The organism is Vibrio sp. R10-SG3-ISO10 (genome assembly GCF_059834185.1).
Window position 1 is genome coordinate 1,020,919 of sequence record NZ_JCBDHG010000022.1, and the last position, 23,292, is coordinate 1,044,210.

32 protein-coding genes and 2 pseudogenes are annotated in these 23,292 nt (G+C 41.8%); 30 read left to right on the forward strand and 4 right to left on the reverse strand.

Translation table 11 applies throughout. The features are described 5' to 3' along the window. Nucleotides 1-525: 525 nt before the first annotated feature. Nucleotides 526-1,386 carry a hypothetical protein gene (locus AC6R16_RS18140; RefSeq protein WP_025580511.1) on the forward strand — a complete coding sequence of 287 codons (861 nt, stop codon included), beginning with the start codon at nt 526-528 and terminating at the stop codon, nt 1,384-1,386. A 1,023-nt stretch (nt 1,387-2,409) separates the two neighbouring features. Here AC6R16_RS18140 and AC6R16_RS18145 read toward each other — a convergent pair. Together AC6R16_RS18145 and AC6R16_RS18150 are read right to left on the reverse strand one after the other, a co-directional pair. Further along, on the reverse strand, nt 2,410-3,366 hold the full coding sequence (locus AC6R16_RS18145) for an IS110 family RNA-guided transposase (protein ID WP_500673213.1): 957 nt from the start codon (nt 3,364-3,366) through the stop codon (nt 2,410-2,412). A 208-nt stretch (nt 3,367-3,574) separates the two neighbouring features. After that, a pseudogene (locus tag AC6R16_RS18150) lies at nt 3,575-3,844 on the reverse strand (IS110 family transposase); the annotation flags it as partial. Nucleotides 3,845-4,185: 341 nt separating this feature from the next. Here AC6R16_RS18150 and AC6R16_RS18155 point away from each other — a divergent pair. Beyond that, nucleotides 4,186-4,683 carry a GNAT family N-acetyltransferase gene (locus AC6R16_RS18155; RefSeq protein WP_038191604.1) on the forward strand — a complete coding sequence of 166 codons (498 nt, stop codon included), beginning with the start codon at nt 4,186-4,188 and terminating at the stop codon, nt 4,681-4,683. Nucleotides 4,684-4,834: 151 nt separating this feature from the next. Here the strand turns inward: AC6R16_RS18155 and AC6R16_RS18160 are convergent, their stop codons facing one another. Then, entirely contained in the window at nt 4,835-5,113 is a 279-nt protein-coding gene (locus tag AC6R16_RS18160) for a hypothetical protein (protein ID WP_029790587.1), read from the reverse strand. Nucleotides 5,114-5,367: 254 nt separating this feature from the next. Here AC6R16_RS18160 and AC6R16_RS18165 point away from each other — a divergent pair, with 254 nt between their 5' ends. From AC6R16_RS18165 to AC6R16_RS18295, 27 genes and pseudogenes are all read left to right on the forward strand, one after another. Next, the gene (locus AC6R16_RS18165) at nt 5,368-5,901 is read left to right on the forward strand and encodes a DUF6817 domain-containing protein (RefSeq protein WP_500675317.1); all 534 of its coding nucleotides are present in this window, start codon (nt 5,368-5,370) and stop codon (nt 5,899-5,901) included. Between the two features lie 134 nt (nt 5,902-6,035). Then, on the forward strand, nt 6,036-6,458 hold the full coding sequence (locus AC6R16_RS18170; protein WP_500675318.1) for a GNAT family N-acetyltransferase: 423 nt from the start codon (nt 6,036-6,038) through the stop codon (nt 6,456-6,458). A gap of 152 nt (nt 6,459-6,610) precedes the next feature. After that, on the forward strand, nt 6,611-7,093 hold the full coding sequence (locus tag AC6R16_RS18175; RefSeq protein ID WP_500675319.1) for a putative signal transducing protein: 483 nt from the start codon (nt 6,611-6,613) through the stop codon (nt 7,091-7,093). Between the two features lie 135 nt (nt 7,094-7,228). After that, a complete protein-coding gene (locus AC6R16_RS18180; protein WP_500675320.1) occupies nt 7,229-7,804 on the forward strand; it encodes an NADPH-dependent FMN reductase in 576 nt (191 codons plus the stop codon). A gap of 110 nt (nt 7,805-7,914) precedes the next feature. Beyond that, on the forward strand, nt 7,915-8,385 hold the full coding sequence (locus AC6R16_RS18185) for a GNAT family N-acetyltransferase (protein WP_500675321.1): 471 nt from the start codon (nt 7,915-7,917) through the stop codon (nt 8,383-8,385). A 216-nt stretch (nt 8,386-8,601) separates the two neighbouring features. Further along, on the forward strand, nt 8,602-8,982 hold the full coding sequence (locus AC6R16_RS18190) for a SpoIIAA family protein (RefSeq protein ID WP_500675322.1): 381 nt from the start codon (nt 8,602-8,604) through the stop codon (nt 8,980-8,982). Nucleotides 8,983-9,161: 179 nt separating this feature from the next. Then, nucleotides 9,162-9,716 (forward strand): chloramphenicol phosphotransferase CPT family protein, encoded by a 555-nt coding sequence (locus AC6R16_RS18195; RefSeq protein ID WP_500675323.1) that lies wholly within the window; start codon nt 9,162-9,164, stop codon nt 9,714-9,716. A 144-nt stretch (nt 9,717-9,860) separates the two neighbouring features. Continuing rightward, on the forward strand, nt 9,861-10,703 hold the full coding sequence (locus AC6R16_RS18200) for a DUF3626 domain-containing protein (protein ID WP_500675324.1): 843 nt from the start codon (nt 9,861-9,863) through the stop codon (nt 10,701-10,703). A 41-nt stretch (nt 10,704-10,744) separates the two neighbouring features. Continuing rightward, the gene (locus AC6R16_RS18205; RefSeq protein ID WP_500675325.1) at nt 10,745-11,689 is read left to right on the forward strand and encodes a D-2-hydroxyacid dehydrogenase family protein; all 945 of its coding nucleotides are present in this window, start codon (nt 10,745-10,747) and stop codon (nt 11,687-11,689) included. A gap of 146 nt (nt 11,690-11,835) precedes the next feature. Next, entirely contained in the window at nt 11,836-12,474 is a 639-nt protein-coding gene (locus AC6R16_RS18210; RefSeq protein WP_500675326.1) for a DJ-1/PfpI family protein, read from the forward strand. 39 nt (nt 12,475-12,513) lie between these two features. Further along, nucleotides 12,514-13,008: a GNAT family N-acetyltransferase gene (locus AC6R16_RS18215; RefSeq protein WP_500675327.1), complete on the forward strand. Its 495-nt coding sequence runs from the start codon at nt 12,514-12,516 to the stop codon at nt 13,006-13,008. Between the two features lie 137 nt (nt 13,009-13,145). Beyond that, entirely contained in the window at nt 13,146-13,550 is a 405-nt protein-coding gene (locus AC6R16_RS18220; protein ID WP_500640922.1) for a GFA family protein, read from the forward strand. A 138-nt stretch (nt 13,551-13,688) separates the two neighbouring features. Continuing rightward, nucleotides 13,689-14,096, forward strand: a complete 408-nt coding sequence (locus AC6R16_RS18225) for an NUDIX domain-containing protein (RefSeq protein WP_500675328.1) — start codon at nt 13,689-13,691, stop codon at nt 14,094-14,096. A 152-nt stretch (nt 14,097-14,248) separates the two neighbouring features. Beyond that, on the forward strand, nt 14,249-15,127 hold the full coding sequence (locus AC6R16_RS18230; RefSeq protein WP_500675329.1) for a transglutaminase-like domain-containing protein: 879 nt from the start codon (nt 14,249-14,251) through the stop codon (nt 15,125-15,127). Nucleotides 15,128-15,282: 155 nt separating this feature from the next. After that, a complete protein-coding gene (locus AC6R16_RS18235) occupies nt 15,283-15,798 on the forward strand; it encodes a GNAT family N-acetyltransferase (protein WP_500675330.1) in 516 nt (171 codons plus the stop codon). Between the two features lie 67 nt (nt 15,799-15,865). Then, a complete protein-coding gene (locus tag AC6R16_RS18240; RefSeq protein WP_500675331.1) occupies nt 15,866-16,390 on the forward strand; it encodes a GNAT family N-acetyltransferase in 525 nt (174 codons plus the stop codon). Nucleotides 16,391-16,568: 178 nt separating this feature from the next. Further along, nucleotides 16,569-17,069 (forward strand): GNAT family N-acetyltransferase, encoded by a 501-nt coding sequence (locus AC6R16_RS18245; RefSeq protein WP_500640927.1) that lies wholly within the window; start codon nt 16,569-16,571, stop codon nt 17,067-17,069. A gap of 173 nt (nt 17,070-17,242) precedes the next feature. Then, entirely contained in the window at nt 17,243-17,989 is a 747-nt protein-coding gene (locus tag AC6R16_RS18250) for a PhzF family phenazine biosynthesis protein (RefSeq protein ID WP_500675366.1), read from the forward strand. A gap of 171 nt (nt 17,990-18,160) precedes the next feature. Continuing rightward, a pseudogene (locus tag AC6R16_RS18255) lies at nt 18,161-18,805 on the forward strand (glutathione S-transferase family protein). Between the two features lie 14 nt (nt 18,806-18,819). Further along, complete coding sequence (locus AC6R16_RS18260) at nt 18,820-19,158, forward strand: hypothetical protein (protein ID WP_500640929.1); 339 nt, start codon at nt 18,820-18,822, stop codon at nt 19,156-19,158. A gap of 11 nt (nt 19,159-19,169) precedes the next feature. Then, the gene (locus AC6R16_RS18265) at nt 19,170-19,637 is read left to right on the forward strand and encodes a GNAT family N-acetyltransferase (protein WP_500675332.1); all 468 of its coding nucleotides are present in this window, start codon (nt 19,170-19,172) and stop codon (nt 19,635-19,637) included. Between the two features lie 85 nt (nt 19,638-19,722). Beyond that, nucleotides 19,723-20,139, forward strand: coding sequence for a GNAT family N-acetyltransferase (locus AC6R16_RS18270; protein WP_500675333.1), 417 nt, complete (start codon nt 19,723-19,725; stop codon nt 20,137-20,139). A 66-nt stretch (nt 20,140-20,205) separates the two neighbouring features. Continuing rightward, nucleotides 20,206-20,553 carry an SH3 domain-containing protein gene (locus tag AC6R16_RS18275; protein ID WP_500675334.1) on the forward strand — a complete coding sequence of 116 codons (348 nt, stop codon included), beginning with the start codon at nt 20,206-20,208 and terminating at the stop codon, nt 20,551-20,553. 120 nt (nt 20,554-20,673) lie between these two features. Further along, nucleotides 20,674-20,895 carry a VF530 family protein gene (locus AC6R16_RS18280; RefSeq protein ID WP_004743799.1) on the forward strand — a complete coding sequence of 74 codons (222 nt, stop codon included), beginning with the start codon at nt 20,674-20,676 and terminating at the stop codon, nt 20,893-20,895. A gap of 119 nt (nt 20,896-21,014) precedes the next feature. Continuing rightward, nucleotides 21,015-21,164, forward strand: a complete 150-nt coding sequence (locus AC6R16_RS18285) for a hypothetical protein (protein WP_500640933.1) — start codon at nt 21,015-21,017, stop codon at nt 21,162-21,164. A gap of 157 nt (nt 21,165-21,321) precedes the next feature. Continuing rightward, nucleotides 21,322-21,801, forward strand: coding sequence for a GNAT family N-acetyltransferase (locus AC6R16_RS18290; protein WP_500675335.1), 480 nt, complete (start codon nt 21,322-21,324; stop codon nt 21,799-21,801). Nucleotides 21,802-21,872: 71 nt separating this feature from the next. Beyond that, nucleotides 21,873-22,232 (forward strand): nucleotide pyrophosphohydrolase, encoded by a 360-nt coding sequence (locus AC6R16_RS18295; RefSeq protein WP_500675336.1) that lies wholly within the window; start codon nt 21,873-21,875, stop codon nt 22,230-22,232. Nucleotides 22,233-22,252: 20 nt separating this feature from the next. Here the strand turns inward: AC6R16_RS18295 and AC6R16_RS18300 are convergent, their stop codons facing one another. Continuing rightward, nucleotides 22,253-22,891, reverse strand: a complete 639-nt coding sequence (locus tag AC6R16_RS18300; RefSeq protein WP_500675337.1) for an NAD(P)-dependent oxidoreductase — start codon at nt 22,889-22,891, stop codon at nt 22,253-22,255. Nucleotides 22,892-23,011: 120 nt separating this feature from the next. On the opposite strand from AC6R16_RS18300, the gene AC6R16_RS18305 reads away from it, so the two are divergent. Continuing rightward, nucleotides 23,012-23,292: LysR family transcriptional regulator (locus AC6R16_RS18305; RefSeq protein WP_500675367.1), on the forward strand; the 281-nt coding region annotated here is incomplete at its 3' end.

Below are 23,292 nucleotides of genomic sequence, written 5' to 3' on the forward strand. Positions count from 1 at the left end.
TAATTGGGCGTTAGTTGCCAATGAAGAAAAAAGTAACTAAATCAGCAATTTTAGGGCTAATGTTAGTGTGCTATTGGCTAGGTTTTCGTGTTTCACCTTCTAACTGTTCGAATCGGTGATAGTGTAGTTCTGGTTGATGTGTCGCTGGGTTCTTTGTTTCAGAAACTGATTCGTTCGTTGAAAGTCAGCTCTGTTGCTTAGTCTTTCCAAAAGAGTCCTTTGGTGTACAAAGTCTGTTTTCTGCGGTGTTGTAAATTCCAAGTGGTTTCAGTGATAGTCGCTTTGAAACTGCGCCTGACTTGGTCTTTTCAAAGTGCGTAAAGGCAGTGTTTGCAAAGTCTCAATGAATTTCAAAGTAAAGTCTTTGAGTAAGCAACTAACAAACAATTTAAGCAGATTCGCAACGCTCGGCATTTTTGGTTTGAACTAGTTTTAGTGTTTACGGCACAATGGTCTAGGTGGGTGGCAGCGTTGCTCACTACTTAATTGGGCGTTAGCACTATTCTCTAGCTATGGAGTAATTTAATGACCAGAGTCGGTATTTATGGCTATGAATGTACGAAAATATATGAGTTTTACGGGTGTAGAATAGTCCCGTTATACAGTCAGTTCACTCAAGTTAAGAAGTTAGCATCGGATCAGAATTGTTATCATTTAACGGCATTCTTAGAAATATCTGACGAGTGCCCTTATGAATTAAAGTCTTTAGTCTTTAATTTAGAAGCCGTACTGTCTTTTATCGACCACAAGGACGTTATAATCACAAATCAGTTACGAAGTAATGAAACTTATGACTGTTTAGATGATGACTTCCCCAAAGAAGTGCAGGGGCACTTTAGGCAAAATGGCGGTGGTTGTGTAATCATGAACGATGCATTTAGTGAAAATTCACGTGAAGTTTTCATACGCAAATCTTTAGATGTTCTGTTATCTGAAACTACACCGGTAAACACAGCTTTCAGAGGTGCCTTTTTTAGGTGTATTGAGGTCTTTAGAGGGCGTGGCAGTTTTATTGATGTATCGTATTATCTGCTGTTTTCGGGACTTGAATCATTTTGCCGAGCAATTCTAGATGACTATAAATCTAAAAATTGTGCGACACCGATAACTCGAGTGTTGGTTGGTTACGGCTTTGATGTAAAGCAGGAAAATCTCGACTCCCACCATAAATCAGTAATGACATATGTCCATTTACGAAACGCCTTGTTTCATAATGGACAGCTTGAAAAAACTACTAAAAATGGCGACACCTTCAAGTTAACAGACTATTTTTCGCCTTTGTGTAGGCTCTTGCCATTGGTATTAATCAAGTTCATTGAGTTTGATGATGGTTATCTGAACTGGAATTGTTGGTTAGATCGTCAGCCATTTAAAGGGCGTAAGTAAATAGTGCTAACAAACAATTTAAGAGTGATTCAGCACGCTTGGCATTTTTCGTTTGGGTTGAGTTTAGTGTTTACGGTGGTCTAGCTAAGTGTAGTGGTCGCGTGCTTCACACCTTAATTGGGCGTTAGTTTGCGAAGTCAGCTTAGGTAATTGATTTTAAGCTAAAATATCATTAGAATCGTCAGGCTTTTCTAGAGTGCATAGGTAGCGCGGGGGAGTGGTTCGAAATTGCAGGTTATGTATTAAACGTAGTGGTCGCTTTGGTGACTGCTTATGACTTAAACACACTATTTGTAGAATCATTCAGGGTTCGACGCCCACTTAGAAGAAAACGCGAGGTAAAGCTTATGGAAAATAATGACTCAACGGTAAATCAAGCAACATCTGGTTTAAAGAAAGCTATTAATTCCTTCGGTTTCCGAGCTACTCTCTTCTTGCTAGGATTGTGGTTTTTCCCCCTGCTTCCTATGCACTCTTAACTTTCCAGCGGTTTAGTCCTGATAGTAACTATCTACCTCTCTCAATCCAAAAATCGAACTCCCTGAAATACAAACTAACAAAGCATTTAAGACGGATTCCCAACGCTCGGCATTTTCGGTTTGCTTCAGTTTAAGTGTTTACGGCACAATACTTTAAGTTCAGTGGTCGGCGTTGCTCACCACTTAATGCGGCGTTATGTTTCAGGAAGTATTATGAACAAATTACTATGTCAAACTTGCAATACTGAGACGCTAGGTGAAGTAGGAGAAAGTCCGAAAGGTGTAAGGTATTTTGTTTGCTCCAAATGCAGAGAGTTAAAGAGATGATGTCCTAGGTGTGATCAGGGCTGGATTAACAAATTTGCAGATTCTGCTACAAATGAAGCTTTATTTAACTGCGAGGAATGTGAAGCTACATGGCTATCTGTAAATAAGATAGGCTCTCTAGATAGATCCCAATTTGACCGGCCTTTTGACGGTAGCATGGAGTCATTTAGGCAAGTAGCGACGTATGAAACATAACAAGAGACTATGGCGTCAATAGTTAATTTTTGGCGCTATTGTTATCCCACATTACACCGTCTCTGAGCATCGAGTTTAAGATCACAACCATCTTTCTCATGCAGGCAACTATGGCGACTTTTTTGGGTTTTCCTGCCGCAAGTAATCGTTCATATGTAGTCTTAAAAACAGGGTTACATTGGATGGCAGACATCATCGCCATATACATAACGGTTCTAACTTGAGTCCGACCTCCTTGTATTATGCGCTTTCCTTTGTAACGACCACTTTCTCTAACGATGGGTGCTACACCAATCAAACTAGAGGCTTGTTTATTGGTGATGTAACCAAGCTCGGGGACGTTACTGATGATGGATGCGGCCAGTATCTTACCGACTCCAGGCATGCTTTGAAGTATCTCATTCTTAGTCTGATATTCAGGTGAGATATCGATGAGCTTTGTGATTTTAGCTTCTACTTTTTCAATTTGATTTTTAAGAGCGGTTAAGATGGGCGTAATGGTTGAGGCGATGTTCTTTGGCAATATTTGTAGTCGGTTTCTTTCCATGGTCTGTATGGAGAGTAACTGATTTCGCCTTGATACTAAGTCACTCATTAATCGGATATTTTCGGCTTTTAGCTCGGTTAAGTCAGGCTGAACTTTCTCAGCATAGTGGGCAATGAGCGCGGCGTCTAAACGGTCGTTCTTAGCTCTTTGTCCGATAGCACCAGCGAACCTTTTTATCCTCAAAGGGTTCGCGATGACATAGGGTAGCTTTGCTTGGTCACAAGCAAGGATGAAGGGCATTTCTAATCGTCCAGTAGCTTCAATCACGACACGCTGAGGTTGGTGTTTAGCGATAGTTCTGACGGCTTCTTTAATGCCTTTGTCATTGTTAGGAACGGTGAAGTAAATGTCGAGCGGACGGATATAAATATCTAATTGTGATTTGCCAGTATCAACGCCGACATTAATGTTTTGAAGTGTGTTTGTATTCATAATAAGCTAACTCTTGCTTGCAAATGCGGGCTCGAGACCCAGAAGACTATTCGAGTGTGGTGCTTGGAGTTCTATCTGACGTTCGTACTTGTTATCGGTCTCTCGATAGAGGAGCCATCATTTAATCGAACTATCAGATAGAAGAACTTTAGTTGCAGCTAAAGTCTGGGTCTCACCTTACCCGATTGGAGTGCTTATTATCCATACAAGCGAACCTTTTTATCCTCAAAGGGTTCGCGATGACATAGGGTAGCTTTGCTTGGTCACAAGCAAGGATGAAGGGCATTTCTAATCGTCCAGTAGCTTCAATCACGACACGCTGAGGTTGGTGTTTAGCGATAGTTCTGACGGCTTCTTTAATGCCTTTGTCATTGTTAGGAACGGTGAAGTAAATGTCGAGCGGACGGATATAAATATCTAATTGTGATTTGCCAGTATCAACGCCGACATTAATGTTTTGAAGTGTGTTTGTATTCATAATAAGCTAACTCTTGCTTGCAAATGCGGGCTCGAGACCCAGAAGACTATTCGAGTGTGGTGCTTGGAGTTCTATCTGACGTTCGTACTTGTTATCGGTCTCTCGATAGAGGAGCCATCATTTAATCGAACTATCAGATAGAAGAACTTTAGTTGCAGCTAAAGTCTGGGTCTCACCTTACCCGATTGGAGTGCTTATTATCCATACAAAGCGTTTAAGACGGATTCCCAACGCTTGGCGGTTTCAGTTCCAGTTAAGTTAAGTGTTTAAGGTACGATGGTTTAGGTTTGGTGGTTAGCGTTGTTCACACCTTAATTTGGCGTTAACTGGCAAGGAGAAAAATGGAAGTTCAGCTAGTAAAAATAGAACGAGAAGAGCGGCATGTACTTGAGAATTTGTTCTGCTACTACGTATACGACATGTCAGAGTATATGAAATGGAATCCAGCTAAAGATGGTACGTTCGGAGGGTACGATGTCTCAAAGTTCGACCCTTATTGGAATCGAGATGATCATACTCCATATTTCATAAAGGTGAATAACGAACTCGCAGGTTTTGTTCTGATTCGTCGTTACCCTAGTGACTTAAAACTTTACGACGTTGCCCAATTTTTTGTTCTACGTAAGTTTAAAGGTCAGGGCGTAGGAAAGCTTGTTTTGGAGCAAGTCGTTAAAGCTTTTCCAGGTAAATGGCAAATCCGAATTCTTTTGGAAAACTCAGGGGCACTAAGTTTCTGGAAGTCTGCTGTTTCCAATATCGTAGGTGAAGACTATACGTTGTCAAAAGCGAATGACGTGGATCTTGTCATGTTTTTTATCCACTTTGAGGCTGCCAGTTAACAAACTGTTCAAGAGGGATTTGCAACGCGTGGCATTTTTACTATGCGTTGGTTTTAGTGTTTAAGGTGGTATGCGGCGGCTTCAGTATTGTGTTGCTCACCCCTTAACAGGGCGTTATATCCAAAAGGGGGAAACTTCCCCCTAATGAGCATTATTGATCTAATGCTATGAAGTCCCTGATGCCTTCGGAGTAGCCTAGTGCAAATGCTTGGTGAACACTTTTGTGTCTCCCATCAGCTCTTGCTTGGCTATCACCTAGTTCGTTGATATCTAGCTGAATTGAGCTTCTCAGCTGTCTACCTTGTTCATAACCTGAATTGTATGCGCATTGACAACACTTGTGGCGACCATTGTCGTGCATTTGATGGTTACTAAGGGTTGTGAGAACTGATTCATCTAAACGGCGAGCGTGTGTTCGATTACATGGCATAGTATAGTAAGCTCCTTTCATATGTCGTGCATAGCAAGTTATAATCTCTCTCGAATATGAAACACAATGCGTTAGATCAAAGGTTCATTACACGCGAATGGAATTGGTATAACAAACTGTTTAAGAGTGATTCGCAACGCGTGGCATTTTTACTAAGCGTTGGTTTTTATGTTTAAGGTGGTATACGGCGGCTTAGGTGTTGCGTTGCTCACACCTTGACAGGGCGTTATGCGACCTAAAGGGAATTGAGATTTATGGATAAATTTGGAATGCTTCAAGAACTTGGTGCGGGCGACTTTCAGCACCTTAATGGTTCATTGGAGGCGCACCTAAAAGGCACTGAAAAAGTTCTAAATAACTGGGGTAGTAGCGAGTTACTTCAAATCGCAGGTCTCTTTCATGCCGCTTATGGAACAGCGGGTTTCGATGAAAATATGGTGTTGCTAAGCCAGCGCCAAGAAATAGCACGAATAATTGGTAGTGATGAAGAAGCATTGGTTTACTTGTATTGCTCATGCGACCGAGACTATGTATTCCCTCAATTTGGCAAAGTGCTAGAAATCCAATTTAAAGACAGATTTACTGGTTCAATATTCAAACTCGATAGTTCAACGGTGAAATTGTTTTGCGAGTTAACGGTCGCTAATGAGCTAGAGCTTGTTTATAGCAGTGAAGAGTTCAAGCTCAAATATGGTGCTGAGCTATTTGAACTGTTCCAAGGTATGGACAGCTACTTAAGTACCGAGGCTAGAAAGGCGTACAAATCAGCATTGTCGAACTTCGCATGACAAACTGTTTAAGATTGATTCGCAACCCGTGGTATTTTCAGTGTGCATTGGATTAAGTGATTAAGGTGGTATGCGGCAACATCGGTATTGCGTTGCCCACGCCCTTAACAGGGCGTTATGCAAATGGAGTTAGAATGAGAATTTTTGAAGCCGATAGCTCTATGAAAGACGCTGTTGGTCAATTCTATAAAGAGCAGGGCTATCATAGCGCTTGGTCTAATACTGAAAGAGCATTTATCTGCCTTAACGATGGTGCGATTATCGGCTCGGTGAAAGTTGAGCTTATTAATGACGTGACGATACTCAGGGGCATGTACATTGCGAGTGAGTTTCAAGGTCAAGGTCTAGGACTTCAATTTCTTAGGCATATTGAGCCTGTTTTAAATTTGCGCACCGCCTATTGTATGCCACTTGCTCACGTAACAGGTTTCTACAAGAATATTGGTTTCAATGAAGTTGAAGAAAGTCAGTATCCGGAATTTCTACAACAACGTTGTGAAAAGTACCGTGAAATGGGGTATTCGATAACAACAATGCGTCGTGAAAGATTTGCATAACAATCAATTCAAGCCGATTCGCAACACTCGGCATTTTTTGTTTGAATCAGCTTTAGTAGTGTATACGGCACAATGTTTGAGGTAGGTGGTAGCGTTGCTCACCCCGTAACAGAGCGTTATAGCGTAGGGCGAAACCCAGCTAAGGGGACAAGATGAGTGATAAAGTGAAAGTGGCCCTGAAATGGCTCAAAGATCTCTTGGAGGCAGAGGGTGTTGAGTACCAAATTGTTGGTGGGCTAGCGGCAACTATTCATGGTGGAATTCGTGAAATCGCTGATATAGATCTTTATATTCGCAATTCTGACGCAAACAAGGTCTTGGCTCGCGTATCGCAGTTCATATCTAAACCGTTAGCTCATTACACGGAGTACGGTTGGGATCTAGCGTATTTCCAGCTAGTTTACCAAAATCAAAAAATTGAAATCGGGTTATCTCAAAGCACGAAGATACAATCAGCTCTCGATGGTTCTTGGCATAAGCTTGAAATTCACTTTTCAGAATCAGAGGTAAAACTCTATCAAGGTATCGAAATACTAGTTATTCCCGTTCATCGTCTCGTCGAGTACAAGCGCACTTTGGGTAGGGAAGTCGACCTAATAGATATACAAGAACTAACGCTGAGTTCAGCGCCATAACAATAAATTTAAGCAGATTCTGCACGCTTGGCATTTTTAGTTTGGGTTAAGTTCGGTAATTACGGCGGTAAAATTGAGTGTCGTAGTCACATGCTTCAAACCTTAACTGGGCGTGAGTATTCGACAGGAGATAACATGTACATTTTGGTAGTAAGTTCGAGCTTGGATCCAAATAGTCGAAGTCGTAAAATCGCTAAGCTATGTATTGACGAACTACAATCGCTGGATAGACAAGTTGAATTTGTTGATTTGGCCGAACTTAATGTGCCCAATTTTGACAACGACAAAATATATCAGACGGAACAATATAAGGCGTTACATAAGCTAACGTCTGAGGCGAGTGGTATTGTTTTATGCAGTCCAATTTATAATTGGGGATGTTGTTCTGAGTTAAAAAAATACATTGAATATGTTGGGTCTACACCTCCTGATGGTAGCTTAACTGGCGCACTTTTCGATAAAGTGGTGACGTTTGTAACCTCAGCGGGTCTACCTCATAGCTACATGGCTGACTCTGCGCTCTCGACATCATTAAGCATTGATTTTAAGTGTATTATCAATCCTTACAACTTGTATGTTCATAATCGTCACTGGGTCAATGATACTCTTTCGGATGAAAGGCTACCTAGGCTTGAAAAGTCTATGAAAGTAATGGATGAGCTCTGTAGTTTATTGAGTGCTAGAACATATAAGTCTGGGTGGGAACTGTAATGTTAACAATAAACTTAAGAGTGATTCGCAACGCTTGGCAGTTTCGCTTCGCTCAAGTATAGCTAAGCGCGGCTTACACCTTAACAGGGCGATAGCAATCAGGAGAAATAATGAGTATCAAAATCAGAAAAGCAGAAATCAGTGATGCGAAGTCTATCAGTGAATTGATTTTACCTTTAACAGAAAAATATGTTTGTCCAACGTGTGACGCGTCCGTCCACGATGTCTTGCTCAGTTCAATGTCAGAGGACAATATTAGGAAATATTTATCCACAAATTATGACTATATTGTGGCAGTAACTACGAAGAATGAAGTGATTGGAGTGGCCGGGGTTCGAGACAACTCACACTTGTATCATCTATTTGTAGACGACAGTTTTCAAGGTAATGGGCTTTCAAGAAAACTTTGGGAAACGATTAAGGAAGAAGCAAATAAAAAAGGGAATAGCGGTGCCTTTACTGTTAACTCTGCGGTAAACGCGGAAAATGTCTATTTGCGTTTTGGTTTTAAACGTACAGAAGGCATCAGAAACCGCCAGGGAATGGTTGATGTTCCAATGAAATTTGAGTCCGATTGCTAACACACAATTTAAGAGTGATTCGTAACGCTTGCCGATTTCACTTCGATTTAAAATTAGTGTTTACGGTGCAATGGATTGACTTGGGTGTTATAGCGCTGTCGCACCTTAGCGAGGCGTTAATCATTGAAATTACGCGTGAAACTGGTAATTAGTTCTCATCTTTTGTCGCTCGTTTACCCTAAGCTGTACAGGTTAATTCAACTTTAGGTATTCGCTATGAGTATAGAACGTCATGGAATTACAATAGGTATTGAGCGTATTGGCTCTGAATCTGTTTTAGTGTTTAAGGCTACAGGTAAACTCACTCACGAAGACTATAAAGCTATTGTTCCAGTCTTGAATTCTAGTTTAAAGGGTATCAATTCAAAGCATATAAAAATGTTGGTCGACATTACTGAGTTCTCAGGTTGGGAGCTTCGGGCTGCTTGGGATGATTTTCAGCTTGGGTTAAAAGTTGGTTTTAAAATTGAGAAAATAGCCATTTATGGTGATAAAAATTGGCAGGAGCTAGCCGCCAAAGTAGGCAGTTGGTTTATATCAGGTGAAATGGAATCATTTGGTAACTACGAATCGGCGGTGAATTGGCTGACTGATTAACATAATAATGTGTAAGACACGCAACGCTCGGTATTTTCGGTTTGCGTTGAAATTATTGTTTATGGGCACAGTTGCAAAAATCTGTGGTAGCGTTGCTCACACCTTAACGCGAGGTTAGATTTTCCTTGCGACTAAGTGTGCTGGCGCTATCATATTGATTTTACAAAGAGTCTTATCTTTTGGTTATATTTTTAAATGGAACATCCAGTTCTGGGAAAACAACATTAAGCCATGCACTTCAACAGGCTTTGGCCGATGTTTACCTACATGTCTCAGTTGATACTTACCTGTCTCAAATCGCTCAATGTGACCTAAATAATTCCACGTTAATGGAAAATCGATTTCCAAATATCGTTAATGGTTTCCATGAATCAGCAGCCGCTATTGCACGTGCAGGAAATAACGTCATCGTAGACTACGTACTTCAGCAACCAGAATGGTTAGGTGCTTGTGTTAAAGCGTTTGAAGGTATGCCTGTGGTTTTTGTTGGCGTTCATTGTCCTCTAGAAGTACTAGAAAAGCGTGAAGTGGCTAGGGGGGACCGTAAACAAGGAGCAGCCCGCTTTCAGTTTGATCGCGTACATAGTCATTGTACTTACGACCTTGAACTGGACACATCAAGCTTAAGCGTTGATGCTTGCGTATCAAAAATTATTACGTACATTGAAAATGGCTTGAAACCTTTGGCATTTGAAAGGCTGAGAGGGCAAGAAGAAATTGGACAACAAACCTAACAAACAATTCAATCAGATTCGTGACGCGTGGCATTTTTAACTATGTGTTGCGTTTAGTGCTTAAGGTAACCTACGGTGGCTTCGCTACTGCGTTACTTACACCGTATTAGGGCGTTATGCTCTTTGCCGAAAATAGGAAGTTTTATGGACCAAAAAGCAGTAGAGAAAGCAATCGAAAACATCAGACTCAAGTCTCAAGGTACTGACTCTTCAATGGTTAGTGCTGTTACAATTAACTTCCATCCCGATCGCTTTACTGCTGGGAATAAGCCAATACTTCAAGCAATTGCACAAGACGGCTGTCTGAAATCCCAATTTGAAACAGGTACCAGCAATGGCGGCTTGACTGCGTATGTTGGGGGTGAACGCTGGCTTTGGGAGCAAAATGTCTTTGACGGAGCATACGATGACGCTCCAAATAGTCTTAGACCAAAATATGGAGCTCTAAATTTTAGAAACTACGAAACAGGCGCATCTCCTCGCTTTGGGTCTTCATACTTCGAACTGAAACCTCATGTTTCTACTCGAACAACGTTTTGTTATCCAGATAGTTATTTCGAACCTGAAGATTTTGCAATTTTCAATCGAGTTAGCCCTCTAATAGATAAAGCGCTAGCTTCAAATTCAGACTTGCTAGACGACTATATCGAAGCTCATATACATGGCGAAATCTCAGTAAAAGACGACATCGAATGTCTTGTACTCGATCCAATTTTTCGCGCTAGCCCTATTGAACAGCAAGCTTTGAGCTTGGGTATTCCAGTCAGATGGCATAATGGTTATGAGCTTAGACTTGAAGAAATGAATCGTTATCCTGACTATCGAGGTCAGAAGTATATAGAACTAGCTAAAGAGCTAGCTCAAAATGGAAGCATAAATGCAAAGATACTGGGTTTAGCGGTTACCAAGCAGGGCTATGAAGAGCAAGATGTCAAAAAAGTATGGCACTACTTGGCTAGGTTTGGCTATAAATCAGCACGAGCATAACAATAAACTTAACGCGGCGTTATAACAACAAGGAGAGTTCAGTGAAAATAACGGTTTTAGATGACTATCAGGGTGCGGTTAGAGCGCTAGATTGCTTCGAGCTACTATCAGGCCATGATGTGTCCATTTTGAACGAAACACTCCCTGAGTCAGAGTTGGTAGCCGAGCTCAAAGACGCAGAGGCTCTTGTCCTAATTCGAGAACGTACGGTCATCACAGAGTCTCTTCTCGCTCAGTTGCCCAACCTAAAGGTTATTAGTCAAACGGGTAAAGTTAGCAATCATATTGATGTCCACTTATGTGAAAAGTACGGGGTCAAGGTGCTGGAAGGGCGTGGTTCTCCGGTTGCTCCTTCGGAATTGGCGTGGGCACTTATTATGGCGGCAAGTCGCCACATACCAACTTATTCAGCCAATCTCCAAAACGATAAATGGCAAAACTCAGGTGTACTCGGTTTGGGTCGAACTATAGAGGGCTTGAAGCTTGGAATTTGGGGCTACGGAAAAATTGGACAACGAATTGCTCAATATGCAAAAGCATTTGAGATGTCAGTGGTTGTGTGGGGTAGTGAACAATCAAGAAATCTTGCGCTTAAACACGGATTTGAAGCCGCTCCATCAAAGGAGGCATTCTTCTCTGGTTCGGATATCGTGTCACTTCACCTACGCTTGAATGAGGTCACTAAGGCGAGCGTAACAGCCCAGGACTTAAGTTTAATGAAGTCCGACTCTCTGTTTGTTAACATCAGCCGCTCAGAGCTTGTCGAAAGCTCTGCGCTATATAACGAGTTGGTGGCTGTACCAACTAAGCGAGCTGCCGTTGATGTTTTTGACAATGAACCAGCATCGCTTGATAACGAGCCTTTATTGTCATTACCTAACGTAACGGCTACTCCACATTTAGGGTACGTAGAGCAAAACAGTTATGAGCTTTACTTCAAAATAGCATTCGAGAATATTTTAGCTTTCGAGCAGGGTAAAGCATAAACATCGGCATCGAGTAAATCATTGCTGTAAAAAAATAGAATAACAAATCGTTTAAAACACAATAAATTAGCTAAGGTGTTAGAGCTGTTCGAACCTTAGTTTAGCGTTGTGCGACCCTATGAGATCTACGAAAGAGATAAAATATTATGTATAAAGTCGGCGTTGTTTTGTTTGATGATTTCACTGATGTAGACTTCTTTCTTATGTATGACTTGCTTGGGCGAACGCCCGATAGTTGGACGGTTAGCATACTAGGGACTAAACCTGAACATTACTCCCATCTTGGTATCAAGGTTAAAACTGACGGACATGTTTCAGAGGTAACGAATCAAGATGTAGTTCTTATCACGAGTGGTAAACGTGGTATACCAGCAGCCATGAATGACACAGGATTTATGTCGGCGCTAAATCTTGACCCAACTAAGCAGCTAATAGGTTCGATTTGTGCGGGATCATTCATCCTTCATGAACTCGGTTTACTTAAAGGTAAGCCGTTAACGACCAATCCAGACGCTAAGAGCGTTCTGCAAAATATGGGTGGAGATGTTCAAGATCTACCTCTAGTGGTAGAAGGTAATGTAGCCACTGCCGGAGGTTGTCTTTCACTGATGTATTTAATTGGTTGGGTGGCAGAGAGGTTATTCGATTCTGATAAACGTAAAACTATACAAAATCAACTCATTCCAGCTGGGCAGTTAGAGCTTTTTGAAGATCTCATTGCTACTACTATTCAATCAGCAGAGCTAGAAGGTTCGCATAGCAATGCGTCTAAGGTTGATTTGTAACGCTTGGCGTTCTAGGGCTCGAAGATAAAAGGAATTTACGTGGAAATTAGGGTCGGGGAATTAACTGATATTGCAGCGATCACAGACATCTTCAATTATTATATTGAGAATACTGACGCCCGTTTTGAAGAGTGTGTATTTACCCAAGAAAATCGTAAAAATTGGTTCTCTCAATTTTCGCGCGATAGTAAGCATCAACTTTTCGTTGCTACAGAAAATGGAGAATTGTTAGGCTTTGCATGTTCCCAACCTTATAGGGAGATTTCAGCATTTGAGGACACTGCTGAAGTTACCGTGTACCTAACTTCGACAGCAAAAGGGAAAGGAGTGGGCTCAAGCCTATATTCAAAACTATTCTCATCAATTTCTGGTTATGGAGTTCATAGGGTACTGTCCGGTATTGCATTGCCCAATGACGCCTCAGTCGCCTTACATAAACGTTTTGGTTTTAGAGATATAGGCGTCTTTAACGAGTATGCTAAGAAAAATGGAAAGTACATTAGCTCGGTTTGGTTAGAAAAGTCGCTAAACTAGAGTTCCGCTTTGTAATGAGGGGGTTAAGGTTGAACCTCAACACTTAGCACTTTGGTTTTTTTAATCGACTTTTGTGTTGTCGACACAATGGTTTAGGTTTGTCAGTCGTGTTGCTCACGTATGCATAGGAAAAGGTTATGACTATTACTGGTGAATGCTTTTGTGGTGAAATCAAGTATAAAGTCGAAGGTAGTCTTTATGACGCGCGTTCTTGCCATTGTTCCAGATGCCGCAAAGCATTTAGTTCTCAAGCTTCTGCTTACGCACTTGTTAAACAAGGTGAATTTGAGTGGGTTAGTGGTGAGGAGCTTCTAACTTCTTATGTCGGCGAGCATGGCTTTGGGCTTCAGTTTTGCTCGAAATGTGGATCAACGTTGGTCGGTGTATATAAAGGCATGGTTCATGGTGTTACCTTGGGTTGCTTAAATGGAGATCCCAATATTCAGCTAAGTCGCCATATTTATGTAGATTCTAAAGCGTCATGGGAACTCATCGCTGAAGGTGTACCCCAGTTCAAGGGCGCGCCTCCAGAAAATGCGTGACAAGAAATTTAATCGAATTCGTAACGTTTGGCGCATATATTTTGAGCCAGTTTATTGCTCATAGCACAAATGATTAGCTATGGTGCGAGGGTTGCTCACGCCTTAAGAGATTGTTAGAAATTAGAAGGAATATTTATATTGAACGCTCACGAATGCGTCTCTTTCATTATGCTAAATGGTTCAGAAGTTCTCTTGGAGAAACGGAGTGAGCACAAAGAAACCGATCCTGGTTTAATCACTATCCCCGGTGGGCATATAGAAACTGGAGAAACTTCAGTTCAAGCTTTGTTTCGTGAGGTCAAAGAAGAATTGAATGTTACGCCAATTACATATCAATATTTGTGCTCACTATTTCACCCAACTGAAGAGCTACAACTAGTTCACTACTTTATTGTAAGCCGCTGGGATGGCGAAATTCAGCCCTATGAAGCAGAGGGCATTGAGTGGCGTACTATAGAGTCAGCGGCAGTTGAAATAGCAGCTGACAAAATAGCCTTAAAAGAACTAGTGAGGGTTGCTCCTCATCTTCAGATTTTAACAATCTGATCAAGATTGACTACCAACGCTCGGCACCTTTGATTCTAGTCAGCAAGGGTGTTTAAGGTGGTTATTTGAATTGTCGCAATATACGCTGCTAGCCACTTAGCGTAGCGTGATGTGTATAAGCGAATTTATCCGATAAAGGTTTTAAAAAATAAATGGATATTAACGACTATATAGAACACAACGAGTTTACAGAGCTCGCAGATAATCAGTTAGATATCAGCGAAGTACCTGATGATATCCCGGGTATATGTAAGTTTGTTCAAGGGAACCTTATTCATTCGTATTGGCTTGAACACTATGATGTAGAGGTTGACTCGTCGGCCAAGCTTAGGGAAATGCAGACTCGTTATGCTAAGGATTTGGTATCTTTAGCAGTATTGAAATCGGGCGAACCTTCTCATGCTTTCAAGAAACCAAATCATAGGGTGGTCAGTATCTGTAGAGGCTTTTCACTAATGGTTTGCTCAATTTTAAGGTCAAAAGGCGTCCCAGCTCGAATAAGAAGTGGATTTGCCACTTACCTAGCTCAAAATCACTTTGAAGATCACTGGGTTTGTGAGTATTGGGATTGTGACAAGGGGTGGGTAGCTGTTGATGCTCAACTTGACGATGTTCATCATCAAATCTTGCAGTTTGATTTTGATCCTTGTGAGGTGCCAACGGCAAACTTTATAGTCGCAGGGAAGGCGTGGAAGTTATGCCGTGAAAAATTGGAGTCTGCTGATAATTTTGGTTTTCGGGATTTCAAAGGCTTAGCCTTTATCAAGGGGAGCCTTATTCGTGACTTGTATGCATTATCGAAATTTGAAATGCATACGTGGGATACCGGTTGGGGCATTTTACCCCATTTCATAAGCCCTATTTCGGGAGAGCATGAACTCACTCTGCTTGATGAGCTAGCAGATGCTAGCTGTAATTCAGATAGCACCAAAGCTCTAAAGTTGGTTGAATCTTGTAAGGAAATAAAGCTTCCAACTGATTGGGATTGCTCAAGGTTTCCGACATTAACTGAGCTATACGCCTCACTGTAGGCGCAGAATACATACAACAATTTGTTTAAGAGTGAATCGCAACGTGTGGTTTTTTCTATGCGTTGCGTTTAGTGGTTAAGGTGGTATACGGCGGCATCGGTAATACGTTGCTCACACCTTAAGGCCGCGTTATACCATAAGGTGAAGAGGAGATTATGCAAGCAACAATTGAAACGAAAAGGCTAATTCTGAGACCCTTCACTGAGCTTGATGCAATAAGAGTCGCGGAACTCGCGGGTGAAAAAGTCATCTCGGATATGACAGCGAATATTCCGCACCCATACCAGCTAACAGATGCTAGTGACTGGATTAGTACGCACCAAGATCTATTTAACACCGGCAGAGGCATCGTTTACGCTTTGGTTTTAAAGAGTAGTAATACTCTAATTGGTGCAGTGAGTTTTCCTCGGCTTGAAGAGGGAGAAGGAACACTAGGGTACTGGTTGGGTGTTCCTTTTTGGGGAATCGGTTATGCTACAGAAGGGGCGAGAGCACTTATCGAGTATGCTCAAGAGAACCTAGGTTTGAGCAAGCTCAAAGTCATGCATTTAACTGAAAATGAGCGTTCGAAATCAGTGATAAGTAAGTTAGGTGCAACGTATGTGGGTACAAAAAAAATTCAAGCTCAAGGTCAGTTGCGTGAGGTGTGCGTTTATACCGCGCAGTTGTAAATTCACTTAGTAAAACGTTGTTGGCAGATTCGCAAGACGTGAGGGTAAATAGTAGAGGTTGTGTGCGATGAATATTGAAACTCAAAACTTGAATATCCGACATTTTTTGGAGAAAGATGTGGAAGATGTTTATGAGTATATGTCTGATAGTGAGACTACGTTCTACTTACCTGAAGGGGTTTTGACGAAAGGTGATGTGATAAAGTTCATCGAAAACAACTCTAAAGCGTTCGCAATTTGTCATAAAGAGAGCGGTAAAGTAATAGGGCACGTAGAATTTTTTGCTTGGTTTGGCGATCATACTTATGAGATTGGCTGGGTTATTAATCCCCGCTATCAGAACAACGGCTTTGCGTATGAGGCCGCCTCTCAGACACTAGAATATGCATTTAAAACACTTGGTGTTCATAGAGTGATCGCGACCGCCCAACCAGAAAATAATGCTTCTTATCATCTCATGGAAAAACTGGGAATGGTGCGAGAAGGCTATTTCCGCCAGTGCATCCCCAAAGGGAATGACGTGTGGTGGGATGAGTATTTTTACTCAATATTGTTGTCTGACTATGAGCAACATTGTCACACTGCGCTTTAACAATCAGCTGAAGGTTAGCTAACGCGCTCGGCGATCTGACTTATTGTGAGCCTAGTTGTTTAGTAGCATTGTTTAGGTAAGGTGGTTTGTTGCTTGCACCTAAGCGCTACGTTTGTTGTTGCCCCAAGTAGTGAACTCATGTACAAGTTAGCTTCAAATTTAATAGGAGTTAAGTTGCATGAGTTTAGTTATACGCCAGGTAACGTTAGATGACGCCGAGGGCATTACAAACGTCCTCAACCCAATCATTGTTGAAGGCTTATACACTGTATTGGATACGACCTTCACACCGGAACAAGAAAAAGAGTTCATTGCTCATTTTCCAGAGCGTGGTGTATTTACTGTTGCCTTGTCTGATGGTGGCTCGAAGGTCATTGCTTTCCAAAATATTGAGCCATTTGCGCAATACACAAAGGCCTTTGACCATGTCGGCATCATTGGTACGTTTGTATGTGAAAGTGCTCGCGGCAAGGGAATTTCTAAAAAACTCTTCAGCTCGACTTTCGACGTTGCAAAGCAAAAAGGTTATGAAAAGTTGTTTGCGTACGTCCGCAGCGACAATGAGCGAGCTTTATCTGCATATCTAAAACAAGGTTTTGAAATCGTAGGTACTGCGAAGAATCATGCAAAAGTTCGTGGAGAATATGTAGACGAAGTCCTAATTGAGAAGTTTTTGTAGGCGTCGAGTAGCTAAAATACATGAGGTTTAAGGGAGATTGGTAGCATTCAGCGCTTTTGGTTTGAAATGAATTAGGTGTACGCGACACTATGGTATCAACTGGATGGCTGCGTTGTTTACTGGTTACTTAGGCGTTAAGCTGCAAGCAAGGATGGTGGAATATCAAAGTAGATATATATGATGTATTTGGTGGAGAATCTGCTTCGGGTAACCCTTGCGGTGTATTAGAACTGGATAAGTGGCCCACAGATGAAGAGTTACTGAAAATCACTTGTGAAGCGGGGCTACCTGTCACCGCATTTGTTGTGAAGAACAGTGAAAAATTTCATATTCGCTGGTTTGCCATGGACGGGGAAATTAACCTTTGCGGACATGGAAGCTTAGGGGCTGGCGCTGCAATTATTTCCAAGTACAAACTCGACAAGGTCGATTTTAGTAGCAAGTACGGAGAGGTGTCGGTTGCTATAAATAATGGATTATATGCTCTGATACTACCAAGTTGGACTGGTAGATCTTGTGGCGTTCCATCAGAAATTGTGGACTTGGCGGTTGACACTATAGAGGCATTTTCAACGCGAGACTTAGTCTTAGTGTTGCCTTCAATAGAGTCAGTAATGAGTTTTCAGCCAGATGATGCTCGTTTTAGGCAGTTAGATGATCATCACGCTTTGATCGTGACAGCTGCTAATGGCTCAAATGGATATGTTTTAAGATATTTTGCTCCCAAAATCGGCATTCCTGAAGATATGGCGACAGGCTCTGCACAATGCTCTTTAGCACCGTATTGGTTTAAGAAACTTGGTTCTGAGTCTTTGAATGTCTATCAGCTTTCTTCATCGGGTGGCTATTTTGAAGTAAGGCGTATTTCAGAAGATTCAATTGAGTTGTTAGCAAGCGCAAAATTGCGAGAAACTCTGTAACAACCAATTTGTGATATATTGCATTACGTTGCGTCGTTAGGTGACAAAGTACAGTGCATACTGTGTATTCGTAGTCTGAGAGCTGCTTTTAATAGGCATGGTATTCAGTAAATTACTTAACCAAACTATTAGCGCCAGATCGCGTACTAGTTTAGAGACAAGGAGTCCATATTGTTCAAGCTCTATTATTATCCAAACAATGCGAGTTTAGCTCCTCATTTTTTGCTTCATCATTTAAACGCAGACTATGAGTTATTGTTAGTCGATAAAAAGTCAAACTCTCAGAAATCGGCAGATTATCTTAAGTTAAATCCCGCAGGACGAATTCCAACATTAGTGGTGAATGAACAAGCTATTTTCGAGAGCCCTGCTATTTGTATTCATATCTGTGAGCTTCACCCGGATTCAACTCTAATGCCATCAATAGGCGATCCTAATCGACCTCTGTTTTTCCAATGGCTCGCATTTCTTAATAATACGCTGCAAGCTGAGCTTATGGTTCGTTATTATCCTCATCGTCATACCAATGATGAATCGACCATTCCAAACGTTGTTGAAGCTCAAGACGAAAGAATCGCTGGTGCACTATCAATTATCAATGATCAGCTCGCAAAGAATGAGTACCTGTTGGGCTAGACGCTAACAGCGTGTGACTATTTCTTATTCATGCTAGCGGAGTGGTAATTGCCAGTTAAAAAGTCACCACTTGCTTTTGACCATCTAGCCGCATATTTAAAGCGTTTGTGCTCAAACCCCACCATTAGGGACGTTTGCAGAATTGAAGGTATAGACCTTACGCCATTTGAATCATACTGATAGGAGGAGGACGCGTGCTAAGAATCTTAATCTTTGTGCTCGTGGTTAATGGGTTGGTCTCTCTTGCACTGCATATCAGTGAGTTATTGTTTTCGGTACCCGAGCTGAACTTTATCAGTGATTACTTTTTTTACGCTCTGCTCATTCAATGGAGTCTTAGCGGCCTTTATCTCATTGCGAAGCCAGGTAAAGAGCCTTATTTAAGACATAGCCCTAATCCAGCGACAAGGATGGCAGCATCGATAGCCGATGAACCCAAAGCCAATGACAGTCAGTCAAATTTTGATGTTGGTATTAGTATGTTGCTGTTTATTTCTGGCGCATTCAGTTTGTTAATGTGTTTTGTGCTGTAGGGGAAAGTTAAGTGAATGTAAGGAAAGCGTCGAAACAAGATGCAGGTAAACTGCTTGAGCTCATTGAGCAAAAAGCCGAGTTCGACCGCAGCATGAAAGGGTTTGACGGGCAAATCTCAACGACCGTTGAGAAGATTCAACGTACGTTATTTGGCGAGTCCCCCTTTGCTCATGCTTTGCTATTAGAAGTGAATGGAGAAGTGTTGGGCTTTGCACTATTTCACTATCGTTACTCATCTTTTAGCGGAGAACCGTCAATTTGGCTTGATGATTTGCTTGTTGACGGAAATTCTCGATCAAAGGGATATGGCGCAGAACTCATGCAGGCTCTCAAATTAGAGGGTGAAAAGGCCTTAGCATCCCACATTTCATGGACAGCGAGCCCATACAACACCAAAGCACATAAATTTTACACAAGGTTTGGTGCTGAAATAGAACGAATGGAAGGTAAACGTCCATTCTTCCGGTGGGCACTTTAGCCATTTTAATCTGTCTTGGAAATATTACTGTTCATTTATACAGTGTTTTGTGTAATATAGAGCAGTAGTTAAAGAGAGGTTCCTAATGACGTTTAAGTATGAAGAAGTAACACCTAATGCTGCCGAATTTTGCGAACTGCGCGTGGCCGCAGGCTTGTCTGCTAAATCGCTAAAAGCAGCGCAAATAGCATTGCCAAACAGTCTATATGCGATCTCAATTCGAAAAGAGGGTTCTCTCATTGCGATGGGCCGAGTCGTCGGTGATGGCGCATGTAATTTTGAGGTAGTCGAAGTCGATGTCGCAGTTGACCCTAACTATCAAGGGATGGGCTTAGGAAAACGAGTGATGGAATATATTGATATGTATCTCTCTTCAGTAGCGCTAGAGGGATCATACGTCTCAATGATTGCAGATGAGCCTGCATTCTATGAAAAACTCGGATATAGGCTCGTGTCACCGTCTTGCCAAGGAATGACGAAAAAATTTAAGCCACGTAACTAAAGAGTAATGCAAGCGCTATGAACAGGTTGTGGAGATTCACTCTCCTTAACGGAAAATGGAAACGTCATGGAATACAAGGTTGTAAAAGAATATCAAGATGCGCCAGAGTCTCCCATTCAAGTTGTAACGGGAGAGGTATTAGAGTTAATTGAAGAGTCAGACCCTAAAGGAGAGTGGGCAAATTGGGTACTTTGCCGCGGTAATAACAAACAAGGTTGGGTTCCGAAACAGATTCTAGACATTGCCGTAGGTAGAGCAACAGTACTGGAAGACTATACTGCCGCTGAGCACACTCTTAATCTTGGCGAGCGAGTGGTGAAGCTCTATGAGCTTAATGGTTGGATATGGTGTCGAAAGGTAGACTCTGTCGAACAGGTAGCTTGGGCTCCATTAAACCATCTCGCGTTGACCTAAAGCATTTACGAGATTCGCTCTATTTGAGGGGGACGCGAAATTCTCATACAACAAACCAAAAACTTTCAGGTATTGATCTGCTAAACTTGCGCATTGACCTAATGTCTTAGGAAGACGCAGATGAGCCAAGAACAACCAAACAATCCATTGCATGGATTAACCTTAGAAAAGATCCTTGTACGTTTGCAAGAACACTATGGATGGGAAGGTTTGGATGAGCGAATTCAAATTAACTGTTTCTACAGTAATCCGTCGATTAAATCTTCTTTGAAGTTTTTACGTCGAACGCAATGGGCGAGAGATAAAGTTGAAGCTCTCTACATTGAAACATTTTGTAAGTAGCCAAAAGACAAGCGCATTCACTGCGTTTGTCTTTTCACAAAATCATGAAATCTTACCTTGACCTCAACTTTACTTGAGGTTTTAAGCTCTCTAATACTATATCAATAAGGAGAGCGAACATGCAGAACAGTTATATTAAACAACTCGCCATCAAATCTTATCAAGAAGACTTAGCCAAAGAGTATCATCAGACAAGAAGCCAAAGATTTCACGCGCCAAGTTTTGTTGTTGGAATTTTGGTCTCAGCTATCTTTTTACAAATCGGCTGAAGCACAATCTATTAAGACCGATACTACGGCTAGCTTCGTTCCTGATTTCAGCACTCACCAAAACCTTTGCGAAGAGTCCTTAGGAGCGATATAAATACTGAATGATTGACGTGTTATATTTGGTATTTTCTAGCGAGCTCTGGGAGAACGTTGCAATATGGGGAAATTAAGGCCTTTTGAACAGCAAGATTATCCATTGCTGATAGAGTGGATAGACTCAAGTGAGCTGAACTATTTGTGGGGTGGGCCTAAGTTTGAGTTTCCTCTGACTCTTGATCAAATCTCCGAGCACTGCCAGCACCGTGAAGTACTTCCTTTTGTCTTTACGGTAAATGATGTGAATGCGGGTTACGTGGAGTTGTTTCGAATTTCGGAGTCTCACTTTAGAATATGTCGCGTCTATATTTGTTCCGGCTTTAGAGGGCAAGGTATATCTAAGGCTATGTTGACTCAACTTATTGAGTTAGCTCAAGAAAATTATCAAGTATCTAAGTTAAGTTTAGTTGTGTTCGAGCAAAACCATGCCGCTAGAAATAGTTACGCATCGCTAGGGTTTCGTGTCACTTCGAAACAGTCTGATGTCAGGCTATTTGAAGGTAAGCCTTGGACACTTCTCGGTATGGAGAAATTGCTATAAAAAAGCCAGTGTTTAACGATTCTTAGGGAAGAGTCTAGCTAGATCATGGCCATTCACATTTAGGAATTAGAATGAATAAATCAGTTTACGTTGCAGGAAGCTTCAAAAATTTAGCTCAGATGCAGGCTATTCGTTCACAGTTGATACGAGAGGGCTGTGAAGTATTGATATCAGAGCCTCAGCAATCTGGCGGCATAGATGGATGCTTAGAACGTATTAAGCAGTCAGATATGACCTACATTCTTAACTTTGAAGGCTATGTAGGAAAAAGTGTGGCTCTAGATATTGGCTACGCGTTAGGACTAGGAAAACCGGTATATGCGCTAGAGCCAATATCTGATCCTGATATATCCCATCTTTTGACCAAAATCCTCACACCAGAAATGTTAATCCAAGAGCTGAATTGGAGGATTAAGAGTTGGCGAGCGTGAGACTCGCCACTGTTTTGAGGTTAGTAAGCAATGCCAATGCGTTGTTTTGAGTACTTATGAGCTTCGAGCTCATCAATCATGGCAACCGCATAGTCCGCGACAGAGATTCGACTATTACCTTGTGAATCTGTTAAAAGCTGGTCTCCACCAACTCGATATGCGCTTTGGCTATCTCCGGGAAATATCTCAGCTGCAGGGCTGATAAAGGTCCAATCTAGCGGACTTTTTGCCTCTTTAAACGCATTCAGAGCTTCACCTTGAGCAACCGCTTCAGCTTTGTATTCTGCAGGAAACTCAGGGACAGAAATCAAAGGTACACCAGGAGCGACCTCAAGTGAGCCAGCGCCGCCAACCCACAGTAAGCGATCGATGTTCGCGTCAGGCAGTGTTTCTAGAAGTCGATTTGCCGTGGCTGCAACAATGTCATGGTTGCCTTTAGCGCGTCCACCAATAGAGGCGATTGCTACATCTGCCCCTTGAACTGCGTCGAGTAACGAACTATTGCTGCTGTTCAAATCAAATTGACGTATTTCGACGTCTTCCACTGCGTAGTTTTCAGCATTGCGAACAAGAGCAATAACATGATGTCCCCTTAACTTTGCTTCATTTACAATGTGGCTGCCGATCCAACCTGATGCACCTAATACTACAACTTTCATGATAATTCCCCTTTTGGAATAGATTGCTTGAAAACTTATGTACACTCTAATGGTTGTGTTTTTAGAGAAAAACTGGCAAAAATGACATTGATTGTTTCATTTGAGGTTACTAATCAAGTTATGGATCGGCTAGTTGCTATTAAAAGCTTTGTCGAAGTTGCTAATCGTAGAAGCTTCACTAAGGCATCAGAATCTTTGGGGTTGAGTCGCTTACAGGTTTCACGCCATGTACAAGAAGTCGAAAGTTGGTTGAATCAGAGACTGCTTCATCGTACGACCCGAAAGGTGAGTTTAACGGCAGCTGGTGAGCTGGCGTACATCCGTTGCCAGAAAATACTTGATGAAACAGCTGCAATGGTATTTGAATCGACGCAATTAAGCGAAGAGCTCACGGGTACCAT

Bases quoted from the DNA above. Each gene is read 5' to 3' on its own strand.
- AC6R16_RS18140 (WP_025580511.1), top strand. From the start codon at position 526: ATGACCAGAGTCGGTATTTATGGCTATGAATGTACGAAAATATATGAG.
- AC6R16_RS18145 (WP_500673213.1), bottom strand. From the start codon at position 3,366: ATGAATACAAACACACTTCAAAACATTAATGTCGGCGTTGATACTGGC.
- AC6R16_RS18155 (WP_038191604.1), top strand. From the start codon at position 4,186: ATGGAAGTTCAGCTAGTAAAAATAGAACGAGAAGAGCGGCATGTACTT.
- AC6R16_RS18160 (WP_029790587.1), bottom strand. From the start codon at position 5,113: ATGCCATGTAATCGAACACACGCTCGCCGTTTAGATGAATCAGTTCTC.
- AC6R16_RS18165 (WP_500675317.1), top strand. From the start codon at position 5,368: ATGGATAAATTTGGAATGCTTCAAGAACTTGGTGCGGGCGACTTTCAG.
- AC6R16_RS18170 (WP_500675318.1), top strand. From the start codon at position 6,036: ATGAGAATTTTTGAAGCCGATAGCTCTATGAAAGACGCTGTTGGTCAA.
- AC6R16_RS18175 (WP_500675319.1), top strand. From the start codon at position 6,611: ATGAGTGATAAAGTGAAAGTGGCCCTGAAATGGCTCAAAGATCTCTTG.
- AC6R16_RS18180 (WP_500675320.1), top strand. From the start codon at position 7,229: ATGTACATTTTGGTAGTAAGTTCGAGCTTGGATCCAAATAGTCGAAGT.
- AC6R16_RS18185 (WP_500675321.1), top strand. From the start codon at position 7,915: ATGAGTATCAAAATCAGAAAAGCAGAAATCAGTGATGCGAAGTCTATC.
- AC6R16_RS18190 (WP_500675322.1), top strand. From the start codon at position 8,602: ATGAGTATAGAACGTCATGGAATTACAATAGGTATTGAGCGTATTGGC.
- AC6R16_RS18200 (WP_500675324.1), top strand. From the start codon at position 9,861: ATGGACCAAAAAGCAGTAGAGAAAGCAATCGAAAACATCAGACTCAAG.
- AC6R16_RS18210 (WP_500675326.1), top strand. From the start codon at position 11,836: ATGTATAAAGTCGGCGTTGTTTTGTTTGATGATTTCACTGATGTAGAC.
- AC6R16_RS18220 (WP_500640922.1), top strand. From the start codon at position 13,146: ATGACTATTACTGGTGAATGCTTTTGTGGTGAAATCAAGTATAAAGTC.
- AC6R16_RS18230 (WP_500675329.1), top strand. From the start codon at position 14,249: ATGGATATTAACGACTATATAGAACACAACGAGTTTACAGAGCTCGCA.
- AC6R16_RS18235 (WP_500675330.1), top strand. From the start codon at position 15,283: ATGCAAGCAACAATTGAAACGAAAAGGCTAATTCTGAGACCCTTCACT.
- AC6R16_RS18240 (WP_500675331.1), top strand. From the start codon at position 15,866: ATGAATATTGAAACTCAAAACTTGAATATCCGACATTTTTTGGAGAAA.
- AC6R16_RS18245 (WP_500640927.1), top strand. From the start codon at position 16,569: ATGAGTTTAGTTATACGCCAGGTAACGTTAGATGACGCCGAGGGCATT.
- AC6R16_RS18270 (WP_500675333.1), top strand. From the start codon at position 19,723: ATGACGTTTAAGTATGAAGAAGTAACACCTAATGCTGCCGAATTTTGC.
- AC6R16_RS18275 (WP_500675334.1), top strand. From the start codon at position 20,206: ATGGAATACAAGGTTGTAAAAGAATATCAAGATGCGCCAGAGTCTCCC.
- AC6R16_RS18280 (WP_004743799.1), top strand. From the start codon at position 20,674: ATGAGCCAAGAACAACCAAACAATCCATTGCATGGATTAACCTTAGAA.
- AC6R16_RS18285 (WP_500640933.1), top strand. From the start codon at position 21,015: ATGCAGAACAGTTATATTAAACAACTCGCCATCAAATCTTATCAAGAA.
- AC6R16_RS18290 (WP_500675335.1), top strand. From the start codon at position 21,322: ATGGGGAAATTAAGGCCTTTTGAACAGCAAGATTATCCATTGCTGATA.
- AC6R16_RS18295 (WP_500675336.1), top strand. From the start codon at position 21,873: ATGAATAAATCAGTTTACGTTGCAGGAAGCTTCAAAAATTTAGCTCAG.
- AC6R16_RS18300 (WP_500675337.1), bottom strand. From the start codon at position 22,891: ATGAAAGTTGTAGTATTAGGTGCATCAGGTTGGATCGGCAGCCACATT.